18 protein-coding genes are annotated in these 26,337 nt (G+C 58.8%); 12 read left to right on the top strand and 6 right to left on the bottom strand.

The window, feature by feature from the left end; genetic code table 11:
• Positions 1 to 389: 389 nt before the first annotated feature.
• Positions 390 to 890 carry an Hcp family type VI secretion system effector gene (locus tag BMZ10_RS13345; RefSeq protein WP_093462780.1) on the top strand — a complete coding sequence of 167 codons (501 nt, stop codon included), beginning with the start codon at positions 390 to 392 and terminating at the stop codon, positions 888 to 890.
• A 15-nt stretch (positions 891 to 905) separates the two neighbouring features.
• Positions 906 to 1,436, top strand: a complete 531-nt coding sequence (locus BMZ10_RS13340) for a DUF2778 domain-containing protein (RefSeq protein ID WP_093462777.1) — start codon at positions 906 to 908, stop codon at positions 1,434 to 1,436.
• 940 nt (positions 1,437 to 2,376) lie between these two features.
• Here BMZ10_RS13340 and BMZ10_RS13320 read toward each other — a convergent pair.
• The 5 genes from BMZ10_RS13320 to BMZ10_RS13300 form a co-directional block, all read right to left on the bottom strand.
• Complete coding sequence (locus BMZ10_RS13320; protein WP_093462762.1) at positions 2,377 to 3,126, bottom strand: FadR/GntR family transcriptional regulator; 750 nt, start codon at positions 3,124 to 3,126, stop codon at positions 2,377 to 2,379.
• 115 nt (positions 3,127 to 3,241) lie between these two features.
• Complete coding sequence (locus BMZ10_RS13315; protein ID WP_093464141.1) at positions 3,242 to 4,978, bottom strand: ABC transporter ATP-binding protein/permease; 1,737 nt, start codon at positions 4,976 to 4,978, stop codon at positions 3,242 to 3,244.
• A gap of 99 nt (positions 4,979 to 5,077) precedes the next feature.
• Entirely contained in the window at positions 5,078 to 5,638 is a 561-nt protein-coding gene (locus BMZ10_RS13310) for a response regulator transcription factor (RefSeq protein ID WP_074756039.1), read from the bottom strand.
• Positions 5,635 to 6,894 (bottom strand): ATP-binding protein, encoded by a 1,260-nt coding sequence (locus BMZ10_RS13305; protein WP_093462759.1) that lies wholly within the window; start codon positions 6,892 to 6,894, stop codon positions 5,635 to 5,637. Before BMZ10_RS13305 ends, BMZ10_RS13310 begins: the two co-directional genes overlap by 4 nt.
• A 226-nt stretch (positions 6,895 to 7,120) precedes the next feature.
• Complete coding sequence (locus tag BMZ10_RS13300) at positions 7,121 to 9,280, bottom strand: HET-C-related protein (RefSeq protein WP_093462756.1); 2,160 nt, start codon at positions 9,278 to 9,280, stop codon at positions 7,121 to 7,123.
• A gap of 373 nt (positions 9,281 to 9,653) precedes the next feature.
• Here BMZ10_RS13300 and BMZ10_RS13295 point away from each other — a divergent pair, with 373 nt between their 5' ends.
• The 10 genes from BMZ10_RS13295 to BMZ10_RS13250 all read left to right on the top strand — a co-directional run bounded on the left by BMZ10_RS13295 (position 9,654) and on the right by BMZ10_RS13250 (position 23,336).
• Complete coding sequence (locus BMZ10_RS13295) at positions 9,654 to 10,370, top strand: SIMPL domain-containing protein (protein WP_093462754.1); 717 nt, start codon at positions 9,654 to 9,656, stop codon at positions 10,368 to 10,370.
• 255 nt (positions 10,371 to 10,625) lie between these two features.
• A complete protein-coding gene (locus BMZ10_RS13290) occupies positions 10,626 to 12,224 on the top strand; it encodes an ABC transporter substrate-binding protein (protein ID WP_093464138.1) in 1,599 nt (532 codons plus the stop codon).
• A gap of 284 nt (positions 12,225 to 12,508) precedes the next feature.
• Positions 12,509 to 14,137, top strand: a complete 1,629-nt coding sequence (locus BMZ10_RS13285) for an ABC transporter substrate-binding protein (RefSeq protein ID WP_093462751.1) — start codon at positions 12,509 to 12,511, stop codon at positions 14,135 to 14,137.
• 326 nt (positions 14,138 to 14,463) lie between these two features.
• A complete protein-coding gene (locus tag BMZ10_RS13280) occupies positions 14,464 to 16,065 on the top strand; it encodes an ABC transporter substrate-binding protein (protein ID WP_093462748.1) in 1,602 nt (533 codons plus the stop codon).
• Between the two features lie 155 nt (positions 16,066 to 16,220).
• Complete coding sequence (locus tag BMZ10_RS13275) at positions 16,221 to 17,597, top strand: OprD family porin (protein WP_093462746.1); 1,377 nt, start codon at positions 16,221 to 16,223, stop codon at positions 17,595 to 17,597.
• A 57-nt stretch (positions 17,598 to 17,654) separates the two neighbouring features.
• The gene (locus BMZ10_RS13270; RefSeq protein WP_093462743.1) at positions 17,655 to 19,292 is read left to right on the top strand and encodes an ABC transporter substrate-binding protein; all 1,638 of its coding nucleotides are present in this window, start codon (positions 17,655 to 17,657) and stop codon (positions 19,290 to 19,292) included.
• Positions 19,293 to 19,448: 156 nt separating this feature from the next.
• Complete coding sequence (locus BMZ10_RS13265; RefSeq protein ID WP_093462740.1) at positions 19,449 to 20,459, top strand: ABC transporter permease subunit; 1,011 nt, start codon at positions 19,449 to 19,451, stop codon at positions 20,457 to 20,459.
• A gap of 12 nt (positions 20,460 to 20,471) precedes the next feature.
• Complete coding sequence (locus BMZ10_RS13260) at positions 20,472 to 21,383, top strand: ABC transporter permease subunit (RefSeq protein ID WP_093462737.1); 912 nt, start codon at positions 20,472 to 20,474, stop codon at positions 21,381 to 21,383.
• A gap of 10 nt (positions 21,384 to 21,393) precedes the next feature.
• Positions 21,394 to 22,362: an ABC transporter ATP-binding protein gene (locus BMZ10_RS13255; protein ID WP_093462734.1), complete on the top strand. Its 969-nt coding sequence runs from the start codon at positions 21,394 to 21,396 to the stop codon at positions 22,360 to 22,362.
• Positions 22,362 to 23,336 (top strand): peptide ABC transporter ATP-binding protein, encoded by a 975-nt coding sequence (locus BMZ10_RS13250; RefSeq protein ID WP_093462732.1) that lies wholly within the window; start codon positions 22,362 to 22,364, stop codon positions 23,334 to 23,336. Before BMZ10_RS13255 ends, BMZ10_RS13250 begins: the two co-directional genes overlap by 1 nt.
• A 399-nt stretch (positions 23,337 to 23,735) precedes the next feature.
• Here BMZ10_RS13250 and BMZ10_RS13245 read toward each other — a convergent pair whose 3' ends face one another.
• On the bottom strand, positions 23,736 to 26,297 hold the full coding sequence (locus BMZ10_RS13245) for a PepSY domain-containing protein (RefSeq protein WP_177182136.1): 2,562 nt from the start codon (positions 26,295 to 26,297) through the stop codon (positions 23,736 to 23,738).
• Positions 26,298 to 26,337: the final 40 nt, after the last annotated feature.

The following is a 26,337-nucleotide window of genomic DNA, read 5'->3' as shown; positions in this document are numbered from 1 at the left end:
ATGTCGTAAGTCATCGTACAACTAGGAATGACATCTCTCAATAGGGGTGTGGAATTATTTATCTGTCGAAGGGATGAGCGGTGGTCCGGCGTGATTTCCCTGGCCCTGCGGCAGTCCTGTTTACAGGCAGCGGCGCCATTCAAATTGCCACTGCCAGCAAGCCGGACCGCTACAACGGTATGGCATCGCTGCGGTAATCAGGTCGTACGACCCCAAGCGCGCTGCGAATCGACCCTCTCGCAGGACTGTTCCGTAGTCCACCCTCTCACCCGCTTGTAGGCCATCTCTGAAGTTGATCCGACACCCCCCTCTCCGCGCTTTGATGCGATGTCCCCGGTCGCTACAGTTCTTTCGCAGCATCAACGGACCACTCACAGCAGGGACATGGCATGGCAATTGACGCATTTCTGAAAATCGACGGCATCCCAGGCGAATCGCTCGACGCTCAATTCGGCGACTGGATTGAAATGGAAGACTTCGATGTCGGGGCAAGCCAATCAGCCTCCGCCACCAAGACCAGTTCAGGAGGTGCCACAAGCGGCCGGGCACGGATGAGTGATCTGTTCTTCCGCAAAGCCGTCGACAAGGCAACCCCCAAACTTCACGAAGCCTGCTGCAGCGGCAAGCATTTCAAAGAAGTGAAGATCGCGCTGAATCGCGCCGGGACCGACAAGGTCAAGTACATGGAGATCACGCTGGAAGAGGTGATCATCTCCTCCGTATCACTGGCCGGAAATGGCAGCGTCGAGGGCGGATTCCCAAGCGAAATCGTTCGCCTGAACTATGCGCGGATCAAGATGGCTTACATCCAGCAAAAACGCTCCGATGGATCAGGCGGCGGTCAGGTGGTGGGCGGTTGGGATGGCGTGGCCAACAAGGTTTATGCCTGATCAGGGAGAGCTGGAATGAGCAATAAGGAAGCATCTTCCGACCTTGTATATTGCACCTATGTACTAAATGGAGAGCCTTTGAGTCGATTGGTGTGTGATGGGGTGTCTTACGATGCGTTTTCTGGCGATGCTGCCAGTTATGTTAACGAAGTGCGTTATCAAGATATCCCTAAGTCAGGACCAATCCCACTCGGAAAATACTACATCCTCGACAGAGAATCGGGTGGACATTTGGGATGGGCGAGACAACCACTCAGCGATCTCGCTGCCGGAACAGATCGCGGCGAATGGCTCAGTCTTTATCGAGACGACGATGTAGTTAATGACGAGACATTTATTAACGGCACGCGGCGAGGGGAATTCAGAATCCATCCGATAGGCCCAAAAGGCATCAGTCAAGGGTGCATAACATTGTTCTCCCCTCTTGGATTTAATGTACTCAGACAACATATCCGCAACCGACCGGGTCAAACACTGCCAGGCAAAAGTGTTAAGTACTACGGCCTATTAGAAGTCATCGAGGAAATATCGACTACCGCCCAATGAAAAAAAACTTATTGTTACTCACGCAAACGACCGTAGTGCTAACAATGACCACATGTATCGCATATTTCGCAATGAACATGGGACCTTTCAGATGGATCCTCCAGACAAAAGGTGGCATGCAGGCGTACTTATGGTTACTTCATTCGTGGGGCGGCAGCGGCATTGAGGATGGAGAGGACATGCTTACTCTCTTGGCACTAGGCCTAGCGTTATCGCTCACCCTTTTAATCTGCAAAATCACTCACCATTTTCTGAAAAATTCAGCATCAAAGGAATGAACGTGTTTTTCTACAGACTGATAACGAAAATCCTGGCCGCAACTGCACAGGTCATACTTATTCTAGGGCTCACGATAATACTGGGGTATTTCATACTAAACCTGGGCCCAATCAATCTCCTCTTGACCACCCAAATCGGGAGGGATGCACACCACTGGATAATGAGCATCTTTGGCTGGGAGGGTTGCGAAAGTGCGCTCGACACACTCATCGTGGTGTCATACAGCGCAGTACTGCCCATCGCAATCTGGCTATGCGTCTTGCTCACGCGCCGGATGAAAACCTTGAGAGATCGAGGCTGTAAAAAATGCTCGCCCACACCTCAATGAAATTCATATTGATAAAAATCGCTCAAATTGCTTTCACTTTCGCTATCACAGTCGTACTCGGTTATTGCATATTAAACCTGTCACCCGTCCAGTGGTTGTTTGACAGCCGGGTAGGAGCGAGTGCCCACGAATGGTTTTTGGAAGCAATGGGTAGCAAGGATCTTCGCGACATGCTGGATTGCTTCACCCTCATGTGGCTAAGCATGACGCCATCGTTGGCCATCTGGATTTGTGTTCTGCTGACTCGATACTTGCGCAAAAGGCTGAGCATTCATCCAGCTGCTCAGCCTTAGTTCATTTCAGGGCGCTATGACCTTGGCAATCCGGACATACTCAAGCCCGCTGCGATTCTGCCTCTTCATGAGCATGACGCAGGCGTTCGCGGCTGTTGGTCAGGTGCAGGCGCATGGCGGCGCGGGCGGCGTCGGAGTCCTGGCGGGCGATGGCATCGTAGATTTCTTCGTGCTCCCGGCTCAGGCGATTCATGTAGTGCTGGTGATCGTCATGGGCCAGACGCGCAGAATTCAGGCGCGTGCGCGGAATGATGCTGGTGCCGAGGTGATTCATGATGTCGGTGAAGTACCGGTTGCCGGTCGACAGCGCAATCGCCATATGGAATTGGAAATCCGCCCCCACGGCATCGCTGGCGTGCGCCGCGCTTTCATTGAGCGCATCGAGGGCGGCGCGCATGTCGGCCAGTTGTTCGTCCGAGCGACGCTGAGCTGCCAGGCCGGCGGACTCGACTTCGAGGCTGATGCGCAGCTCAAGAATCGCCAACACGTCGCGCAGTGTCACGATAGTGGCCGGATCGATACGGAAACCGCTGGGGCTCGGCGTATCGAGAACGAAAGTGCCGATGCCGTGGCGTGTCTCCACCAGACCGGAGGCCTGCAAACGTGAAATCGCTTCACGCACGACGGTGCGACTGACGCCCTGCTCTTCCATGATCGCAGACTCGGTAGGCAGCTTGTCGCCACGCTTGAGTTCGCCGTTGCGAATGCGCTCGGAGAGTTCGGTTACCAACTCTTGCGCGAGGCTGCGGTGCTTTCTGCGGGCGCGAGGCGGAGCACTCTGATTTTCCATATCCAACATGCATCTCTAAATCGGTGAAAGATTCATCATAGCTCACCGGGTTGTACGATCACATAACAAACCCGGCGAGTTCGTAGGTTTTTGCGGCACTTTGGCGTCAGCGACCTCAAACCACGCTTTCAGTCTGCGGCAGCTCACGCAACTGGCCGCCCTCGATGCGCAGGTGGCGACGATGGAAACGCTTCAGACTGCTGCGATGGCCGATGCTCAATAAGGTCAGACCGGGCAACTCATCGAGCAAGGCCTGATACAACGCCGCCTCGTCTTCCTCGTCCATCGCCGATGTCGCTTCGTCCAGATACAGCCAATCGGGCGCGAACAGCAAGGCTCTCGCAAACGCGACCCGCTGCTGTTCGCCTGGAGACAGCATGCGCTGCCAGTGATTGCTCTCGTCCAGGCGCGAAACCAGATAGTTCAGACGGCAGGTTTCCAGCACCTGCGCAAAGCGCTCGGCCGGGTACACTTCGGGCGCTTGTGGATAACTCAAGGCCTCGCGCAACGTGCCGATGGGCAGATAAGGTTTCTGCGGCAGGAAAAACGCGCGTTTCGCCGGCAGCCGAACCGCACCGTGACCTTCGTTCCAGAGCCCGCCCATGGCGCGCAGCAAGGTACTTTTACCGCTGCCGGAGCGGCCGCTGAGCATGACCTTCTCGCCAGCGGCAATATCGATATTGGCGTTATCGAGCAACTGCCGGCCGCCCACCAGCGACAGCGCCAACCCTTCCAGGTGCAGACCATTGCTCTCATGGCTGACCTTGATGTCCGGCACTCGCGCCTCGTTTTCATCCATGGCCTGGCGGAAGCTGAGGAGACGATCACAGGTCGCCCGCCACGATGCCAGCTGCGTGTACGCGTCGATGAACCAACTGAAGTTCTCTTGCACGTTGCCGAACGCCGAGTTGATCTGCATCAGCTCGCCCAGCTCGATCTTGCCGGCAAAGTAGCGAGGCGCGGCCACGACGAAGGCGAACACGATGGCGATCTGTGAATAGCCCGCGGTGAAGAACGTCAGGCGCTTCTGCACCTTCATGATGGTCCAGAAGTTGCTCCAGACCATGCCGAACCGCGCGCTCAGACGCTGATTCTCGTTGGCCTCGCCATCGGACAGCGCGATGCTTTCGGCATTCTCGCGAACCCGCACCAGCGAGAAACGCATGTCAGCCTCATACCGCTGTTGCTGGTTGCTCAGGACGATCAGCCGCTTGCCGATCAGATGCGTCAGCCAGCTGCCGACTGCGGCATAGAGGAGCGCGGCCCAGAACATGTACCCGGGAATCGTGATGCCGAACAGTTCAATGCTGCCGGATACGCCCCACAGAATGACCGAAAACGACACCAGACTGACCACGGTCCGCAGCAGGCCAAGGCTCAGGCTGAGGGTGTCGGACGTGAAGTTGTTCAGGTCTTCGGACAGGCGCTGGTCAGGGTTATCGGTGTACCCGCCCTGTTCCAGCCGGTAGTAATTCTTGTGTGCAAGCCATTTGGTGAAATGCTTTTCGGTCAGCCAGCGACGCCAGCGAATGGTGAGCATCTGCGTGAGATACAGGCGATAGACCGCGCCAAGAATGGCGATGGCAGCGATGCCGCAGAAATACAGGATCAGGTGGGTGAACGCTCCGAGATCCTTGTTCTGCAGCGCGTTGTAGAAGTCCCGGTACCAACTGTTGACCAGCACGGAGATGAACACGCTGAACAACGACAGCGCGATGACGGCAATCAGCAAGACCCAGGCCATGCCCTTTTCTTCGCTGCGCCAGTAGGGCGTGACCAACTTCCAGACCCTGGAAAAGAAACTTCCAGTCACAGCGTCGTTGACCCTGGATTCATCGATATCAAAATTCATGGTGAAGGCTCGGCGGCAGGCATTGAATGGCGTTGGCACCAATGTGCCAGACGCCACTGACGGTCTTCCATGAAGAAATCTTTATGAAGCGATCCTTGCTTAACGACGGACCGGTCGCTTCTGCAGCTTGCGTTGAAGCGTGCGCCGATGCATGCCCAGAGCCCGCGCGGTAGCCGAGATGTTGCCTTCGTGCTCGGTCAGCACGCGCTGAATATGTTCCCACTGCAAGCGGTCCACCGACATCGGGTTTTCCGGCACAAGGGTATCCAGATCGGCATGCTCGGAGAGCAGTGCCGCCAGCACATCATCGGCATCGGCCGGTTTGCACAGGTAGTTGCAGGCGCCGCGCTTGATCGCTTCGACAGCGGTAGCGATGCTCGAATAACCGGTCAGTATCAGGACCCGCATTTCCGGGTCCAGTTCCAACAGCTTGGGCAACAGCACCAGGCCGGAGTCGCCCTCCATCTTCAGGTCGACAGTCGCATAGTCGGGAATGTCCTGCTGCGCGAGGGTCAGCCCTTCCTCGGCGGAGCTGGCGGTACTGACCCGGAAGCCGCGGCGGGCCATGGCGCGCGCCATCACGCGGGTGAAGGTGGCATCGTCGTCCACCAGCAACAGGTGCGGCAGTTCTTCGCCTTCGACCTGGATTTCATCAGTCATGCTTCATCTCCTGTTGCGTTCCGCGGCAGGCGCAGCTCGGTGAGCGTGCCGCCTTCCTCGTGAGGATAGAGTTTCACCGAGCCGCCTGCGCGAGTCACGCTGGCCTTGCTCAGAAACAGGCCCAGACCGAAGCCTTTGCCTTTGGTGGTAAAAAACGGTTTGCCAATCTGTTCTGCGACGGCCAGCGGCACGCCGGCCCCATGATCGCGGATGCTGATGCGAATCTCCGAAGCGTTCCAGTCCAGGTTCACTTCCAGCCCTTCCGGGCAGGCGTCCGCGGCGTTGTTCAGCAAGTTCAGCAGCGCCTGAGTCAGATCGGGCGGCGGCGCGACCATCGGTACTTCGCCCTGCCCCAGCCGCTGGAAACGATAGCTGGCTTCGGGACGCATCAGATGCCACCGATTGAGTGCCTGATCCAGCCAGTGCGTGACGGTTTGTTCCTGGACTTTGAGACGGCGGTTGGCCTCGGCGGCGCGCACCAGTTGCTGCAGCGTCTCCTTGCACAGCTTGACCTGATCCTGAAGCACCGAAAGATCTTCCTGCAGCGCCGGATCCTTGTGGTCCTGTTGCATCTCCTTGAGCAGCACGCTCATGGTCGCCAGCGGTGTGCCCAGCTCATGGGCAGCGCCAGCGGCCTCAGTGGCCACGGCGAGCAATTGCTGATCGCGGGCGCCTTCTTCGCGGCGCAGCGCCCGCATCTGCTCCTGCCGACGCAATTCTTCCGCCATCCGCGCCGCGAAGAACGTAATGACCCCCGCAGCCAGTGCGAAGCTCAGCCACATGCCGTAGATCTGCATTTTCTCGCGGGCGATGGCGAAAGCCTCGACCGGGTAGAAGTTGGCCAGCATCAAGGTGTAAAGCGCCAGGGCGATACCGGAAAGAATCAGCGAGTACCGCCACGGCAGCGTGACGGCGGCGATGGTCAAGGGCACCAGGTAATAAGAAACGAACGGGTTGGTCGACCCGCCGGAAAAATACAGCAGCGCGCTGTGGATAAACAGATCGAAGGCCAGCTGCACGGCGTATTCGAGTTCGGTCACCGGCCAAGAAGTACGCAGCCTTATCGCGGTCAGCAGACAGACAATGGCCGAACACCCCAGCGTGATGTCCAGCTGCAGCCACGGCAGATGCAACAGATCGAACAGGTAGGCGAATCCGACCGAGCCGGCTTGAGCGCCCAGCACCAGAATGCGGATGAATGTGAGCCGCCAGAGGTTCTGACGGGTAGCGGAAAGCAATTGTAAAGGGGCGAGCATGAGCTCTCCTGATGAGCGCTCCAGGCGAATCGAAGCGAGTATAACCAATGCGGCGCTGGTTTCCGTCAAAGTGCGTCAAAGCGCCACAGCTGTTGAACTGCTTGAGGCGCCAGGGTGCGAAAGGATTGAACACATCACCGCAACGGCATCCTGCGAACATGTCGACCGACACGGCCGAAACAGGATGCCGGGTATTGCGTTGAAGGGTTGCGTGGTCCGGTCAGGCTCAGATCAGCTTAAGGTACCTGAGCACTTCCTTTGTCAGCTTGCCGGTTGGCGTCAGCGAGTTGATGATCCACAGCGGCGAATTCTCATCCAGCAACTCACCTCGAAGAAACTTGAGATAAGCCACTCCATCTTTTTCCATTTGGTTGACCGCGGCACGTCTGGCAATCGAAATGGCCTTATAAAGCTCGAACAGTTCGGTCTTGGACTGGCTGCGAAGCAAGTCCGCTGGATTGGCCGTCGCCCACGCCCCGATTTCGGCATCTTGCCAGTGACTGTTCTGCGGATGGCAAAAATATGCAGTCGCTACACGAACCGGGTCCGCGCTGCTGTCCCCATCCCAGTGAGCCACCATCGCTGCGGCCACATGCTCGACTGCGCGGGAAGCCAGAGACGCTGCAAGCAAATGAAGCGGGTGTTCAGCGTGATCTTTCGCCAGCTGTGAATGCGTGGGATCCGTAGAACCATCTTGATGAGGGTCCTGTCCGTACCGGATCTGCCAATCGTCAACCTGCTCACCGAATTGCTTGAGCATATCCTTCATCACGATGCCCACGGCGTTACCTACGACGACTGCAGGTCCTTGCAGATAAAGGGCGCAGCGCTGGAGGAACTCGACGAAGGGCAGCCCCACCCACTCGTCCCGGATTGCCAGATAACCTTTGAAAATTTCCAGGTATCGAGGGTTGTGATGCTCTTCGAGCAGGATTAACAGGATCTGCTCGCGAGGGCTGCGTTCACCGGGCTTCGTTGGCTGGAACGTGACATCCTCAGTGGAAAACAGCACGTCCCCCAGAGGCCCGGCCACGCTGGCAAGCACATCGGTCGCGCCGAACATTCCGGTTACCAGTGGCAGACCGGCTTTGCAGTTCGCGGGGGACGTCCATGGCAGCACGGCTGTATGGCCTGCCTTGATCAGACCGAGCTCGACGAAATTGGAATGAGCGAAAAAATCCTCCAGGACATGCAGCGCCGAACCGAACGCGCGTAGCCCATGAGCGTTCTTCTTTTCTTTCATTGCAATGCGAAGCTCACTCTGCATGAAGCTCACAGAGCGCCCGATGTAACGCTTCATCGATGTGTCGTAATCCACTTCCAGCAACGGGTTTCCGGGCATGACCAACGGCTCGAAATCCGGGTCGCGCGTGGTGGGATCCGGCGCATGGGTATCGACGGTCTTGGGATTGTCGATGTGCTCGCTCGGGCGATACACACCAAGCTTGTCCGGGGTCACTGTGAACAGGTGCGCACTGTTGTGACGCAACCAGTTGAAACGCTTGATGGACAGCACGTCGACGATTCGAGTCAGTGCGTCGCGGGACAATACGTCGGGGAAGTTCTTCGGCATGCTCGCCGCACGAACGATTTTTGGATCGAGCAATTGTGAGTAGTCACGCAGCCAGTTGCCGAAGTAAACGGCCTCGAGCTCGACGTCCCGAAACCCGAATGGCTTGAGTACCTCTTCGATTTGCAGGTGGGTCATTTTACCGGCGTCGCCATCGCCTGCCTCGAACGCTTCGCGGTCAGGGTGCACGTGCGCAGCATCGGCCCTGTCATAGTCGGCGCGGCATTTCTCGATGATGCTCATGCGCGCCATGTCCCAGTCCATCTGAACGTCGAACATCTCTTGACCAGGGCGCATGCGATAGCGCGCGATCGTCACGCGCGGCGAAGAGGTTTGCCCGAGCACTGCCATCCAGAACGCAAAGCGCACGCCCTCCTCGCCTGCGGCATCAGCGGCTAATTGTCGGTTGCCGCCGGCGTATGGATGGACGTCACTGCGCAGGATGTTGTCGACGTGATGGCCGGACTCGTGAAGCAGGATGTCGAGCAGCGTCGTGTCACGCGGGTCGTCAAGGGCCAGGCTCACTGCCCTGCGGTTGATGCGGATGACACGCTCACGGTTGTCATAGTCGGCAACCGGACCGGCCGCGGTGACGATGATCGGCGGGCTGACAATTCGTCCGGCCAGCAGATCTTCGCGAAACTGCAAACAGGTGGCCGGACCGATGTCAGTACCGAAAATGGTGGTCAGGATGCGGACGAAGGCGTCGGCTGAACGGGTTGCTGCAACCTGAGTGAACAGGTCCAGCGCGAATGTGCTGTGGAGATGCTCGTTGAGCGGATCTTCCAGAGGAGCGGTTGCGAATTGATGAGCCACGATGAATTCTTCCTTGAGTGATTGAGATGCGCTGGCCTCTGCCTGAAGTGGAGGGCCGTTCCTTGCGCTGTCATGTCAGCGGGTAATCGCTGAGGTGGATTGTCAGCCAGCACCACAGATTCGCAAATCAGCCAAATCAACGGCCTGCGTAGGAGAGCGGGAATCGTGCCGCAGGGAAAACGCGGCTTGTGCCTGCGAAACGGGAGGCTCGAAGAGCGAAAGCGCCCGTCCCTGATTGATGGCCTTCGCGCCTGTCGCCAGACATCCTGCTGTGGCGGGCCGGAACAAGATCCCGGGATTACAGTCTCATTGGCATCCGTCCGACAAGTCATGTCGCATGCGCTGCGGACGGCTCGCCAAACAAGGAGTTTTTATGCTCAGCCTTCGCCCCACCGCCACACTTTTCGCCTTGGGCGCCCTGGCTCTGGCCAGCGCCCCGGTCATGGCCGATGAGGTCCATTACAACCAGGTTTCCGTGCGTGCCGAAGTCAATCAGGAGGTCCAGCGTGACCTGATGACTGTCACGCTATACACCGAATCTCAGAATGCCGATCCCGCGAAACTGGCCGCCGGCATTACCGAAACCCTGAACAAGGCGCTCGGCGACGCACGCAAGGTCAAGGAAGTGACCATTCGTCAAGGCAGCCGCAACAGCTATCCGATCTATGACGACAAAGGTCAGAAAATCACCGGCTGGCGTGAACGCGCTGAACTGCGGCTGGAAAGCGCCGATTTCGCAGCCTTGTCGAAACTGACCGGCGACCTGCTGGGCGGTGACATGAAGATGGGCGGCATGGACTTCTCCATTTCCGACCCGGCCCGCAAAGCCAGCGAAGACACCCTGCTCAAAGACGCCGTCGGCGCCTTCAAGGCCCGAGCGCAACTGGTCACCGACGCACTTGGCGGCAGTGGCTACAAACTGGTCAACCTGAATCTGAACACGTCCGGTTATCCGCAGCCGTACCTGCGAGCGCCGGTCATGATGATGAAAGCGGCACGCGGCGATGCTGCACCCACACCGGATGTCGAAGCCGGCACCAGTCAGGTCAGCGTCACCGCCGACGGCGTGATTGAAGTCGCAATTCCCTGATGCAAAACGGCGGCAGCTCGGGCTGCCGCCGGCTCCTCCCATCCCCTCCCGCCGACGCCATGCGCCGCTCGCTGAACGGCGTGGCTCGGCCTACCCTTGCCTCACAAAGACAATCGCCGCCTCGCACCTCAGTCAGTCATAAGGTTAGAACGTGACGTGCCTTGTCGAGCCGATAAACGGTACGGCATGCTCTGCGGTCTATCATCAGTCCGATGACTCAGGCATTGCATGAATGCCGCACTTTATGAGGTTCACATGGAGAAAACCTTCAAGCCCCTGCTTCTGGCGGCGGCAATCGCGCTGAGCGCACCCTCCGTCCAGGCCGCCAGCACGCTGGTGTACTGCTCCGAGGCCAGTCCCGCCGGTTTCGACCCCAGCCAATACACCAGCGGCACCGAGTTTGATGCGTCAGCCGAAACCGTGTTCAACCGGCTGGCCCAGTTCAAGCGCGGCGGCACGGATGTGGAACCCGGGCTGGCCACCCAATGGGAAGTGTCCGACGACGGTTTGACCTACACCTTCCACCTGCGGCCAGGGGTGAAGTTTCACACAACCGATTACTTCAAGCCCACGCGCGACTTCAATGCCGACGATGTCTTGTTCACCTTCAATCGACTGCTCAACGCCGATGATCCGTTTCGCAAGGCCTACCCGTCCGAGTCGCCCTACTTCACCGACATGGGCATGAACACCACGATCAAACAGGTCGAGAAAGTCGACGAGCAAACGGTCCGGTTTCATCTGAACAACATCGATGCCGCGTTCATCCAGAACCTGGCGATGAGCTTCGCGTCCATTCAGTCCGCCGAATACGCCGCGCAGTTGCTGAAGGAAGGTAAGGCTGGCGACATCAATCAGAAGCCGGTAGGCACCGGGCCGTTCGTGTTCAAGCGCTATCAGAAAGACGCGCAGATCCGCTACGCCGGCAACAAGGCGTACTGGAAGCCGGAAGACGTCAAGCTCGACAACCTGATCTTCTCGATCAATACCGATGCGGCCACGCGTCTGCAGAAGCTCAAGACCGGCGAATGCCAGATCAGCGGCTACCCTCGCCCGCAGGATATCGAAGAGGCGCAGAAGGACCCGAACCTGAAGGTGCTGAGTCAGGCGGGCTTCAACCTGGGCTTTCTCGCGTACAACGTGACGCACAAGCCACTGGATCAGCTGAAGGTCCGCCAGGCGCTGGACATGGCCATTGATAAGCCGGCGATCATCAAAGCGGTCTACCAAGGCGCGGGGCAGTTGGCGCAGAACGCCTTGCCACCGGCGCAGTGGAGCTACGACCCGGCGATCAAGGACGCGCCTCATGATCCCGAGAAAGCGAAAGAGCTGCTCAAGGAAGCGGGCGTCGCGCCAGGCACGCAGATCAACCTATGGGCGATGACCGTACAGCGTGCGTCCAACCCGAACGCGCGCATGTCGGCGCAGATGATTCAGTCAGACTGGGCGAAGATTGGCATCAAGGCCAACATCGTCAGTTACGAATGGGGCGAGTACATCAAACGCGCCAAAGCCGGCGAACACGACGTGATGATTTACGGCTGGACAGGCGACAACGGCGATCCGGACAACTGGCTCGGCGTGCTCTACAGCTGCGCGGCGGTCAACGGCAGCAACTACGCCAAGTGGTGCAATACCGGTTACGACAAGCTGGTGACCCAGGCGAAGCTGACCAGCAATCGCGACGAACGCATCAAGCTGTATCAGCAAGCGCAGAACATCCTCAAGAACGATGTGCCAATCACGCCGATCGCCAATTCCAAGGTGTTCCAGCCGATGCGCAAGGAAGTTCAGGACTTCAAGCTGAGCCCGTTTGGCCTCACACCCTTCTATGGGGTGAGCCTCGCCAGATAGGACCGGCGAAAAGCAACAGTGAAGTAACACTTATGACACAAGCGGGTGCATTCGCAACGACGCAATGCACCACAAAAGCGCAACAAAAATATCGATATGCGACACGCAAACGTTCAACAGCGTCAGGAATTATAGTTTTGCGACATTCGTGTACGTTCGTGCCACTCTTTGACACTTCGTTGGCGCCAGCATCTTGCTTTGGGTATGGCGCCTGCATAAGTATCCCCGGGATCGGCCCAAAAGGCCGTACCCTCAATTAAAAAATGACAACAACTGAGGCCACCATGCTCAAAAAAGCGGTCATTCCGTTTCTTCTCGGCGCAGGTTTGATCGCCAGCGCTCCCTTCGCTCATGCAGCATCGAATCTGGTGTTCTGCTCCGAAGGCAGCCCCGCTGGTTTCGACCCAGGTCAATACACCACCGGTACCGACTTCGACGCTTCGGCCGAGACCGTTTTCAACCGTTTGAGCCAGTTCGAACGTGGCGGCACCGCTGTCATTCCTGGCCTGGCCACCAGCTGGGATGTTTCCCCGGATGGCCTGACCTATACCTTCCATCTGCGTGAAGGCGTCAAGTTCCACACCACGCCGTACTTCAAACCGACTCGTACCTTCAATGCCGACGACGTGCTGTTCACGTTCAATCGCATGATCAACAAGGACGATCCGTTCCGTAAGGCGTACCCGACCGAGTTCCCGTACTTCACCGACATGGCGATGGACACCAACATCACCAAGATCGAGAAGATCGACGAGCACACCGTCAAAATGACGCTGGGCACTGTCGATGCCGCCTTCATCCAGAACCTGGCGATGAGCTTCGCCTCCATTCAGTCCGCCGAATACGCCGCCCAGTTGCTCAAGGAAGGCAAGGCCGAAGACATCAACCAGAAGCCGGTCGGCACTGGCCCGTTCGTGTTCAAGAGCTACCAGAAAGACTCCAACATCCGCTTCACCGCGAACAAGGACTACTGGAAGCCCGAAGACGTCAAGATCGACAACCTGATTTTCGCCATCACCACCGACGCTTCGGTTCGTGCACAGAAGCTGAAAAAGGGCGAATGCCAGATCACTGCTTATCCACGTCCAGCGGACCTCGCGCCACTCAAGGCCGACCCTGCGCTGAAGATGCCTGATCAGGCTGGCTTCAACCTGGGTTACATCGCCTACAACACCTTGCCAACCATCAAAGGCGATTCCAAGCCGAACCCTCTGGCCAAGCTGGAAGTTCGTCAGGCGTTGGACATGGCGGTCGACAAGAAGGCGATCATCGATGCGGTCTACCAGGGCGCGGGCCAGCTGGCCGTGAACGCCATGCCGCCTACCCAGTGGTCCTACGACACCACCATCAAGGATGCGCCGTTCGACGTCGCCAAAGCCAAGGAGCTGCTGAAAAAGGCAGGCGTGGCTGAAGGCACCGAAATCACCCTGTGGGCGATGCCGGTTCAACGTCCGTACAACCCGAACGCCAAGCTGATGGCTGAAATGCTCCAGAACGACTGGAAGAAGATCGGCATCAACGCCAAGATCGTCTCCTACGAGTGGGGTGAGTACATCAAGCGCGCCAAGAACGGCGAAAACGGCGCAATGCTGATTGGCTGGAGTGGCGACAACGGTGACCCGGACAACTGGCTCGGCACCCTGTTCGGCTGCGACGCGGTCAACGGTAACAACTTCGCCAAATGGTGCGACAAGCCTTTCGACACCTTGATCCACCAGGCCAAGGAAACCACCGATCAGGCCAAGCGGACCGAGCTCTACAAACAGGCTCAGCACTTGCTCAAAGACGCTGTCCCGATGACACCTATCGCTCACTCGACTGTTTATCAGCCGATGCGCAAGGAAGTTCAAGACTTCAAGATCAGCCCATTCGGCCTGAACTCGTTCTACGGCGTGAGCGTAAGCGGTAAGTAATATATCCATATGACTTCACGGTCGCGTTACCTTCGGGCATCGCGACCGTGTCGTTATGTGCGCTGAGCTGAATGAAAATGAATATCGTTAGATGCGTAATTGAGTGCGGTAGGATCTTGCCTACTAACAATATTCATTTTTCCTACAAACATTGAAGTATTCGTCACTGTTTACTGTGCGGCCAGACAGACATACCTTCTGACGCCCGCACCTGATATATGTCGTCTATCTGAACGGCGGGGTTATCCCTGAACGCTAAATCCATTTGCGCAAACGATTGCCTTGGGTTTTCCGGTCATTTCAGGTTATTCACGATAAGGATTGTCATGCGCAAAACTAGTGTTGTTCCGTCGCTGTTAGCTATAGGGCTATTAGCCACTATTCCTTCGGTCCACGCCGATACGAAAAGCCTGGTGTTTTGCTCCGAAGGCAGCCCCGCCGGCTTCGATATCGCGCAGTACACATCGGGCACCGACAACGATGCGGCAGAGCCGATCTACAACCGCCTGGCTGAGTTCGAGCGCGGGGAAACCAGCGTCGTGCCTGCCCTGGCAACGCGCTGGGACGTATCGGCGGATGGGCTGACTTACACGTTCCATCTGCGCGAAGGCGTGAAGTTCCACAGCAACAAGACCTTTACGCCAACGCGCGACTTCAACGCCGACGACGTCCTGTTCACCTTCAATCGCATGCTGCAGAAGGATCATCCATTCAGGGTCGCTTACCCGACGGAGTTTCCCTACTTCACCAGCATGGGCCTGGATAAAAATATCAAGTCAGTTGAAAAGTCCGGGCCGATGACAGTTGTCTTTACCTTGAACAAAGTCGACGCGGCATTCATTCAGAATGTGGCAATGAACTTTGCCTCCATTTTGTCTGCAGAATATGCTGACAAACTGATGGCATCGGGTAATGTCCGCGATATAAACCAATCCCCTATTGGTACCGGACCATTCGTATTTCAGCGTTATCAGAAAGACGCGCAGATCCGTTATGTGGCCAACAAACAGTTCTGGGATCCGGCGAGAGTGAAGATCGATCAATTGATTTTCGCCATTAATACTGATGCATCGGTGCGGGTGCAGAAACTCAAGCGCGATGAATGCCAGGTCACGTACAACCCAAGGCCCGCCGATGTGCAGGCGCTGAAGGCCGACAAGCAGTTGAAGGTCATTGAGAAGCCCGGCTTCAACCTGGGTTACATCTCCTACAACGTGCGGCATGCGCCACTGGATAACCTGCAGGTTCGGCAGGCGCTGGACATGGCCGTGAACAAGCCGGAAATCATCAAGGCGGTGTATCAAGGCGCCGGACAGCTGGCGCAGAACGCCATGCCGCCGACACAATGGTCCTTCGATGACACCGTCAAGGACGCGCCCTACAACCCTGAAAAAGCACGCGAGCTGCTGCGCGCGGCAGGCGTGAAGGAAGGGACTGAACTCACGCTTTGGGCCATGCCTGTCCAGCGCCCTTACAACCCCAACGCCAAGCTGATGGCGCAGATGCTTCAGGCGGACTGGGCGAAGGTGGGCATCAAGACGCGCATCGTCAGCTACGAGTGGGGCGAATACCTCAAACGCAGCAAAAACGGCGAGCACGACATTTCCCTGATCGGCTGGACCGGCGACAACGGCGATCCGGACAACTGGCTCGGCACGCTGTACAGCTGCGCCTCCATCGGCGGTAACAACTACTCGATGTGGTGCGACGAGAAATACGACGCGCTGATCAAGGCCGCCGTGGCCACCGCTGACAAGGACCAGCGCATCGGGCTTTACCAGCAAGCCCAGCATTACTTGAAGCAACAGGTCCCCATCACGCCGATTGCCCACTCGACCGTCAGTCAGCCACTGCGCGCCGAAGTCCAGGGATTCCAGGTAAGTCCGTTCGGTCGCAACAACTTCTCGGGCGTCAGCATCACCGAATAACCAGAAAAAACGCCAAGGGCGATGTTCGCCCTTTGGCATCGCTTTACCCGCATTCAGCGGACAGGAGCAACAAAGGCCCACGAGGCCGGACCATAAAGCGGGCTAAACCATAAAAAGCCCGCCTCTATAAAAGCAGTAAACGGGAGCTTCAAAACGTGAAAAAAGCCAGCACCGCTGTATTCGCCATTTCCGCCATCGCGTTGAGCGTCGCGGCCCAGGCAGAGCCCACCAGTCAGGCGTTCGTGCCGACCACACTGGCCACCGCCAACGCCCAGAGCGACGCGAAGGGTTTCCTGGAAGATTCGAAAATCACCGGATCGACCAGAAACTGGTATGCCAACGAACTGTTGCGTCGCGGCGCAAACTTTTCGTACAACAAAAACGGCGGCACCTATTCAGACCCTCGCCGCATCAACTGGGTGCAGGGCACGATCGTAGACTACACGTCTGGGTACACACAGGGCACTGTGGGTTTTGCGACTGAACTGGCCGTGTACAACGCAGTGGCGCTGGACCGTGAGTCCGACGACATCATGGGTAAAAACAACCGTACGCTTACCCATAGCAACGGTGACGCGGTCGGCCAATGGAGCAAGATGGGCCTTGGCAATGTAAAGGCACGCATCTCCAACACCACGCTGACTGCGGGGCGTCAGACTCTTAACACGCCAGTGCTGGCTTACATTGGCAACCGTGCGCTGCCTTCGAGCTTCGAGGGTGTGAGCATCCTCAGCGAAGAATTCAACAACCTGTCGTTCACCGCCGGCAGCTTCGACCGCGTGTCCCCGCGTTCAGAGCAAAGCCTGACCAAGTTCACCTCTGAGTACAGCGACAATGGCGCCAAGGCAGACCGTGTCGACATGGCCGGCGTGGACTACAAGCCGTTCAACAGCCTGACCACCAGCTTCTACGCTTCCAACGTTGAAGACTTCTGGCACCAGTACTACTTCTCGTTCCTTCATGAGCTGGGCGATACCGACGTACTGGGTCTGTCCACCAACCTGAACTACTACAAGACCAAAGATTCCGGTCAGCGCAAGATGGGCGAAATCGACAACGACACGTACTCTCTGTCGTTGACCGCAACGCACAAGGCGCACAGCTTCAGCGTGTCCTATCAGGAAGTCGAAGGTGACACCTTTTTCGACTATGTCCACGACAGCAACGCCATCTTCCTGGCCAACTCCCTGCTCTCGGACTTCAACGGACCGAACGAGAAGTCGGTGCAACTGAGCTACCTGCTGAACATGGCCGACTATGGCGTGCCTGGCCTGAAGTTCAACATCTATCAGGCACGCGGCTTTGACATCGACGGTACGCATTACAAAGGCACCGCTTACAACGTCCGCGATATGGATGGCGAAACTCACTACGAATACGGAATCGGTACTTCGTACACCATGCAATCGGGCCCACTCAAAGCGTCCACGATGCGTGCGACCTACACGACCCACCGCGCCAGCGCTGAGCAAATTGACGGCAGCATCAACGAGTTCCGTCTGGTGACAACCATTCCGTTCAACATTCTGTAATCAAAACCGACCGGTGCTTCAGGCGTTTCCCCAAGGGCCTGAAGCACCGGTCTACTCATGGCTTCATCACTTGCGGAGGGCGTTTACGTGAAATCGACATTCAAACTCGCAACATTACGCAACGCGGTCGCACTGGCGCTGTTCAGCGTCGCGGTCGGGGTTTCGGCCAAGCCTCTGGTGGTCTGCACCGAAGCCAGCCCGGAAGGCTTCGACACCGCGCTTTACACCACCGCCGTCACGGCCGACGCTGCGGCGGAAACCATTTACAACCGTCTGGTGGACTTCAAGCCTGGCACCACCGACATCGAGCCTGCGCTGGCCGAGAGCTGGGACATCAGTGAAGACGGCCTCAGTTACACGTTCCACCTGCGCAAAGGCGTCAAGTTCCACACCACCGAATCCTTCAAACCAACCCGCGACATGAATGCCGATGACGTGGTCTGGAGCTTCCAGCGTCAGCTGGACCCGAACCATCCGTGGCACAACCAGTCGCAGGTTGGCTATCCCTACTTCGAAAGCATGGGCTTCAAAGAGCTGCTCAAGAGCGTCGAGAAGGTTGACGACAACACCGTCAAATTCACCCTGACGCGTCGCGAAGCGCCATTCCTGGCCGACGTCGCGATGGCGTTCGCATCGGTTTACTCGGCTGAATACGCCGACCAGTTGCTCAAGACCAACAAGACTGATGACCTGAACAGCCACCCAGTCGGCACCGGCCCGTTCGTCTTCCAGCGTTACGCTAAGGACGCTCAGGTGCGTTTCAAGGCCAACCCGGACTACTTCCGCGGCAAGCCACCAGCCGACACGCTGGTGCTGGCCATCGCCACCGACAACAACGTGCGCCTGCAGAAACTCAAGGCGAACGAGTGCCAGATCGCGCTCTACCCGAAACCTGACGACATCCCGAGCATCAAGAAGGATGCAAATCTGAAGGTCGATGAGCTGGAGGCGATGACCACCGCCTACATCGCGATGAACACGACCCACAAGTACATGAGCGACGTGCGCGTGCGCAAAGCCATCGACCTGGCCTTCGACAAAGAAGCTTATGTCAACGCGCTGTTCGGCAAAGGCAACGCGCTGGTGGGGGTCAACCCGTATCCGCCGACGCTGTTGGGTTACAACAAGGACCTGAAAAACCCGGCTCACGATCTGGACAAGGCCCGCGCCTTGCTGAAAGAGGCTGGCGTACCCGAAGGCACCGTGCTGACCCTGTTCACGCGCAACGGCGGCGGTCCGACCAACCCGAATCCGATGCTGGGGGCACAGATGATGCAAGCGGATTTAGCGAAAGTCGGCATTAAGTTAGATATTCGCGTCATGGAATGGGGCGAAATGCTCAAACGCGCGAAAAACGGCGAACACGACATGGTGTCGGCAGGCTGGGCAGGTGACAATGGCGACCCTGATAACTTCCTGACCCCGAACCTGAGTTGCGAGGCCGCCAAAAACGGCGAAAACTACGCGCGCTGGTGCAATCAGAAGTTCCAGACGCTGATCGATCAGGCCCGGGAAAAAACCGATCCGGCCGAACGTGCCGCGCTCTACGAGCAGGCTCAAGCGGTCTTCAATCAGGATCAGCCATGGATCAGCATGGCGCACACCAAGATGTTCACTGCAATGCGCAAGAACGTAGAGGGCTACCGCATCAGCCCTCTCACCACTAATAACTTCGCTACCACCCAAGTGAAGTAGAAGAAGAATCCGGCGGGCTCCTGGCTTGGAACGAAACGTCTTGACGCGAAGGTGAGGCTGTTTGAACGCAGCATCACCGAGTGTCGGACGTTTCGGACACAGCCTGACAGAGACCCGCAGGAACACGCCTAACCGGCAGATGAGGTACACGAGAAGATGTTTAGTTTTATCGCTCGCCGAGTGGGGTTACTGATACCCACCTTCTTCGGCATCACCTTGCTGACCTTCGCATTGATTCGCCTGATTCCGGGCGATCCAGTCGAAGTCATGATGGGTGAACGCCGGGTCGATCCGCAAATGCACGCCCAAGCCATGGAACGTCTTGGCCTGAACAAACCCCTTTATGCGCAATACATCGATTACGTCGGCAAGCTCGCCCATGGCGATCTCGGCGAGTCGCTGCGTACGCGCACGAGCGTGTGGACGGAATTCACATCGCTGTTCCCGGCAACACTGGAACTGTCGATTGCGGCGCTGATATTCGCTGGCATCCTCGGGCTTCTCGCCGGGGTCATCGCGGCCCTCAAACGAGGGTCCCTGTTCGACCATGGGGTCATGGGTGTCTCGCTTGCGGGATACTCGATGCCGATCTTCTGGTGGGGCCTGATTCTGATCATGTTCTTCTCGGTGACGCTGGGCTGGACCCCGGTGTCGGGCCGTATCGACCTGCTGTACGACGTCGAGCCGAAAACCGGCTTCATGCTGATCGATACCCTGCTCAGCGATGAGGAAGGCGCGTTCATGGACGCACTGCGTCACCTGATTCTGCCGGCCATCGTGCTGGGCACCATCCCGCTGGCGGTCATTGCCCGGATGACCCGCTCCTCGATGCTCGAAGTGCTGCGTGAAGACTACGTGCGTACCGCGCGGGCCAAAGGCCTGTCGCCGGCTCGCGTGGTGTTCGTGCACGGCCTGCGCAACGCGCTGATCCCGGTGCTGACCGTTTTCGGTCTGCAAGTGGGCACGCTGCTGGCCGGTGCTGTACTGACCGAAACGATCTTCTCCTGGCCGGGTATCGGCAAATGGCTCATCGAGGCCATCGGCGCTCGCGACTACCCTGTCGTGCAGAACGGCATCCTGTTAATCGCCTGCCTGGTGATTCTGGTCAACTTCGTAGTGGACATCCTCTACGGCTTTGCCAACCCACGCATTCGTCATCAGCGCTGAGATCACTTTTTTATGAGCACACCTACTCCCGTAGCAGCAGTCGATCAAAGCCTGCTCTACCCGTCCGTATACAAAGAGTTCTGGCAGCATTTCGCCAAGAACAAAGGCGCAGTGGCCGGTCTGGCATTCATGCTGCTGATCGTGTTCTGCGCCATCTTCGCGCCATGGGTCGCGCCTCACGACCCGAGCGAGCAATACCGCGACTTCCTGCTCACCCCGCCGGTCTGGCTCGAAGGCGGTCAATGGCAGTTCCTGCTGGGCACCGACGAACTGGGCCGCGACCTGCTGTCGCGCCTGATCCAGGGCTCGCGCCTGTCGCTGCTGATCGGTCTGTCGTCGGTGGTGATGTCGCTGATTCCGGGGATCCTCATGGGTCTGCTGGCCGGTTTCTTCCCCAAAGTGCTTGGCCCGACGATCATGCGCCTGATGGACATCATGCTGGCCCTGCCGTCGCTGTTGCTGGCAGTGGCCATCGTCGCGATCCTCGGCCCTGGCCTGATCAACACCGTGATCGCCATTGCGATCGTCTCGCTGCCGTCGTATGTCCGCCTGACCCGTGCCGCGGTGATGGGCGAACTGAACCGCGACTACGTGACCGCTGCCCGTCTGGCCGGCGCCACGTTGCCGCGCCTGATGTTCATCACCGTGCTGCCCAACTGCATGGCGCCGCTGATCGTTCAGGCAACCTTGAGCTTCTCCTCGGCAATCCTCGATGCCGCGGCGCTGGGCTTCCTGGGTCTGGGTGTGCAACCGCCGACGCCTGAGTGGGGCACCATGCTCGCCTCGGCCCGCGACTACATCGAACGCGCCTGGTGGGTGGTGAGCCTTCCGGGTCTGACCATTTTGCTCAGCGTGCTGGCAATCAACCTGATGGGCGACGGTCTGCGCGATGCGCTGGACCCGAAACTCAAGAACGCCGCCTGAGGACGTCCGAATGCCACTTTTACAAATCAAGAACCTCAACGTTCGCTTCGGCGATGCCAACGCCACGCCCGTTGTCGATGGCCTAGACCTGGCCGTGGACAAAGGCGAAGTGCTGGCGATCGTCGGTGAATCGGGCTCGGGCAAATCCGTGACCATGATGGCGCTGATGGGCCTGATCGATCATCCCGGCATCGTCACTGCCGACGCCTTGACCTTCGATGGCAAGGACATGCTCAAGCTCAACTCGCGTCAGCGTCGCCAGATTGTCGGCAAGGACCTGTCGATGGTGTTCCAGGACCCGATGACTGCGCTGAACCCCAGCTATACCGTCGGTTTCCAGATCAAGGAAGTGCTCAAGCAGCACTTGGGCCTGTCCGGCAAAGCCGCGCATCAACGTGCGCTGGAGCTGCTGCAGAAGGTCGAAATTCCGGGCGCCGCGCAGCGTCTGGATGCTTACCCGCATCAACTGTCCGGCGGCATGAGCCAGCGTGTCGCGATCGCCATGGCGATTGCCGGCGAGCCGAAGCTGCTGATCGCCGACGAACCGACCACGGCACTGGACGTGACCATTCAGGCGCAGATCATGGACCTGCTGCTGGCGCTGCAAAAAGAGCAGGACATGGCGCTGGTGCTCATCACCCACGACTTGGCGGTGGTTGCCGAAACGGCGCAGCGCGTCTGCGTGATGTATGCAGGCCAGGCGGTCGAAGTCGGTCAGGTCCCCGGCCTGTTCGACGTCCCGGCCCATCCGTACAGCGAAGCGCTGTTGGCGGCGATTCCCGAGCACAGCATGGGCGCCGCGCGCCTGTCGACGCTGCCGGGGATCGTGCCCGGTCGTTACGACCGCCCAAGCGGGTGCCTGCTGTCGCCGCGCTGCCCGTACGTTCAAGACAAATGCCGCCAGCAACGCCCGGCACTGGACCCTAAAGCCCAGAGCCTGGCGCGTTGCTTCTTTCCGCTGAATCAGGAGGTGGCGTGATGAGCGAAATCGTACTGACCGCCCGTGACCTTACTCGTCACTACGATGTATCCCGTGGTCTGTTCAAGCCACACGCAACCGTTCGCGCCCTCAACGGCGTGTCGTTCGAACTCGAAGCCGGCAAGACCCTTGCCGTCGTGGGCGAATCAGGTTGCGGCAAATCCACCCTCGCCCGCGCTTTGACCTTGATCGAGGAGCCGTCGTCGGGCTCGCTGAAAATCGCCGGCCAAGAAGTGGCCGGCGCGACCAAGGCGCAACGCAAGCAGCTGCGCAAAGACGTGCAGATGGTATTCCAGAGCCCGTACGCATCGCTGAACCCGCGTCAGAAGATCGGTGATCAACTGGGCGAGCCGCTGCTGATCAACACCCGTCTGTCGGCGGCCGAACGTCGCGAGAAAGTCCAGGCGATGATGAAACAGGTCGGTCTGCGGCCTGAGCATTACCAACGTTATCCGCACATGTTCTCCGGTGGTCAGCGTCAGCGTATTGCGCTGGCCAGGGCGATGATGCTGCAGCCGAAGGTGCTGGTGGCGGACGAGCCGACCTCCGCTCTGGACGTGTCGATTCAGGCGCAGGTACTGAACCTGTTCATGGATCTGCAGCAGGAATTCAACACCGGTTATGTGTTCATTTCGCACAACCTGGCGGTGGTGCGTCATGTGGCGGATACCGTGCTGGTGATGTACCTGGGCAGGCCTGCGGAAATGGGGCCGAAGGAGGAGATTTATAACCGCCCGCTGCACCCGTACACCCAGGCGCTGCTGTCGGCCACGCCGACGATCCATCCGGATCCGTCGAAGCCGAAGATCAAGATCGTCGGCGAGCTGCCCAACCCGCTCAATCCGCCTTCGGGATGCGCGTTCCACAAGCGTTGCCCTTACGCGACAGAGCGTTGCAGCACCGAAGTCCCGGAACTGCGCACGGTGGACAACCGCCAGGTCGCGTGTCATTACGCGGAGCAGTTCGTGGCGTAACATGCTGCTGATCGCTGAGTGAGCAAAGGCCGTTGCGTGTGAGCGCAACGGCCTTTTTTGTTCCAGTCGCTGCGCCCCGGAATATGGGGATTGTCTGATGTTCGGAGGTGGTCGGTTTTACGACTGCTGCGCAGCCGATCGTCCGAGGGCGAACAGCGGCGTACCACTCGATGCTTCCCGCCTGAAGCCGGCCCTACAACGTCTGTAGGACCGGCTTCAGCCGGGAAAAGGCCGGTGCAGGCTATAGGGGTGCAGAGTTTGGAAATCCGCCTTCGCGAGCAAGCTCTCCCACAACATCGTTATTGGCAGATGTATCGGCAGCGCTCTCAGGGTTGATGAGAGCCGGTTCGCTGGCGAGGGCAATGGGTCCGACGCTTTTCAGTCGCTGCCTTTGTCGGATCAATACACGTCCCGCCGATACCGTCCTTGCTCGATCAGGGTCTGTACGCCCTCTTCACCCAGCAAGGCGCTCAATGTCCCATCGACACCTGCGGCCATGCCCTCGAGACTGCCGCAGATGTAGATGAAGGCGCCCTCGGCCAGCCAGCGACGCAGCTCTTCAGCGGCCTCGCGCAGGCGATCCTGAACATAGATTTTTTCGGCCTGATCACGTGAAAACGCCAGGTCCATGCGCGCCAGATCGCCCGACGCCAGCCAGCCCTTCAACTCGCTGGCGCAGTGAAAATCATGCTCGGCGTTGCGCTCACCAAACAGCAGCCAGTTGCGCCGTTCCCCTTGAGCGATGCGAGCTTTGAGCAGGCTGCGCAAGCCCGCAAGCCCGGTGCCGTTGCCGATCAGGATCATCGGCACCGACTTGCTCGGCAGGTGGAAAGCGCTGTTGCGACGCACACGCAGACTGATCGAAGCCCCCACCGCCGCGTGCTCGGTCAACCAGCCGGAGCCCAGCCCGATGCTGCCATCCGGGTGCCGTTCCTGCCGCACGATCAATTCCAGTGCTCCGTCTTCCGGCATCGACGCGATCGAATACTCGCGCATCGCCAACGGCACCAACGCATCCACCAGCGCCTGCGCATGCAGACCGACCAGATGACTGCGACTGGCCGGCAACTGGCGACTGAGCAGCGCCTGGCCGAGCGTCTCGTTCAGACCCTCGACCTGAACCGGCGTGTCTGCCGCGATGCCGAGCCCGGCGAGGAAGTGCTCGACTGCCGCCTGCGCGTTACGCGGAAGTACCTCGACCAGATCGCCCGCTTCCCATCGCGTACCGGACGTCGACGTCAGGCGCAGCAGGAACACCTTGGAGCCGACGCTGCCGACATTGAGCCAGTCGCGCTGACTCAGCGTCCAGTGCTCGTACTCGTGGGCTTTCCAGCTCGCGGCCGGCGTCGAACCAGTCAGCTCGCCCAGTTGCTGCTGCCAGTGTTGCAAAGCAGCGCCGTCGCCACTGTCCACTTCGACTGGCGCGAACAATGTGCTGCCGCCGCGCTCCGCCAGCCAGCCGTGCAGGCGCTGGGCAAAACCGCAGAAATGCTGATATTGCCGATCGCCGAGGCCCAGCACCGCGTAGTTGAGCTTTTCCAGCGACAGCGGTCGGCCAAGCAACTTGCGCTCGAAACCGCGAGCGCTGTCGGGAGCTTCGCCGTCGCCGAAAGTGCTGACTACAAACAGCGCGTTGTGGCTCTGGCTGAAGTCTTGCTCGGTCATGTCCGCCAGAGGCTGCACGCGCACCGGCAGCCCCGCCGACTGCAGTTGACCGGCCGTTTGCCAGGCCAGTTGCTCGGCGAGCCCACTCTGGCTGGCGAAGCCGATCAACCAGGCCGGGCCCTGACTGTCATAGGCCGCCGTGCTGCTCGCCACCTCGCCTCGAGCCGCACGGATCTCGCGTTTCTTGCGACGACGATCCAGATACAGCAGCCAGCCCGTGATGAAAAACAGCGGCATCAACAGCGCCGCGACCGTGATGATGATCCGCCCGGTCAGGCCGAAGTAGCTGCCGGTGTGCAATGCGTAGTTGCTGACCAGCAATTGCGCGCCGACGCCTTTGTCCGCGTAACGCGACACGGCCTTGAGCTGCCCGCTGACGGGATCGAGCGTCATCTGGTTAAGCGCGCGCGGATGCGGTGCGTCCTTGAGAAGGTAGAACACCGTCGCCATCTGTCCCGGCGCCTGCGGCATGCGCAGGTTGTAGCTCTTCAGGTCCGGCCCGGCGGTCTTCTGAAGGGTCTGCCAGATCGCGTCATAATCGGGGGCAAGCGCCTCGACCGGCGCAACGTCCCTGGCAGCAGGCCCCGGACGCGGACCACCGCCACCACGACGCTGCTCACCCGCGACAGGCGGATCGCCGATCAGCTTGGTCATGCCGTTGTTGAACCAGTCGTAAGACCACATCAGGCCGGTGACGGCCAGCAACAGATAGACGATCAGACACCAGGTGCCGAACACCGAATGCAGGTCCCAATTGAAACTGCGTCCCTTCTTCGCCCAGTCCAGCGTCAGCCACACGCGCCAGTTCAGCGCCTGGCGCGGCCAGCGCAGGTACAGGCCTGACAGGCAGAAGAACACCAGAATCAGGGTGCAGGCCGCCGTCACTTGTTTGCCGTACTCACCGGCAGCAAGGAAGCGGTGCAGGTTGAGCACGAAGCCGAAGAAATCCTGACCTGTTGCGTCCTCGGTGAACGCTCCGGTGTAGGGGTCGAAATTGTGCATCTGGCCCCGACGCTCGCCCGGTGCGGGCTTGAACCAGACCTGAGCGATCCGGTCGCTGTCGACCTCGACGCGGAACATCGAAACGGTGTCATGACCCTGCGCCTCGACCTTGCGAACCATGTCGGCCAGCGAGAGCTGGTGATCGCCCGGCTGGACGAACAAGGTCTCGGGATTGAGGGCGTCCATGATCTCGTCTTCGAACGAATAGATGGCCCCGGTAATGCCCATCAGGGCGAGGACCAGACCGGCCGTGATGCCGAAGAACCAGTGGACTTGAAACAGGACTTTCTTCAACACCCTCGATCACCTCGATAACCCGCTACGGCGCGCATTA

This window comes from Pseudomonas sp. NFR16, from assembly GCF_900108875.1.
Classification (GTDB): domain Bacteria; phylum Pseudomonadota; class Gammaproteobacteria; order Pseudomonadales; family Pseudomonadaceae; genus Aquipseudomonas.
This window is presented reverse-complemented; position numbering and strand designations above follow the sequence as displayed.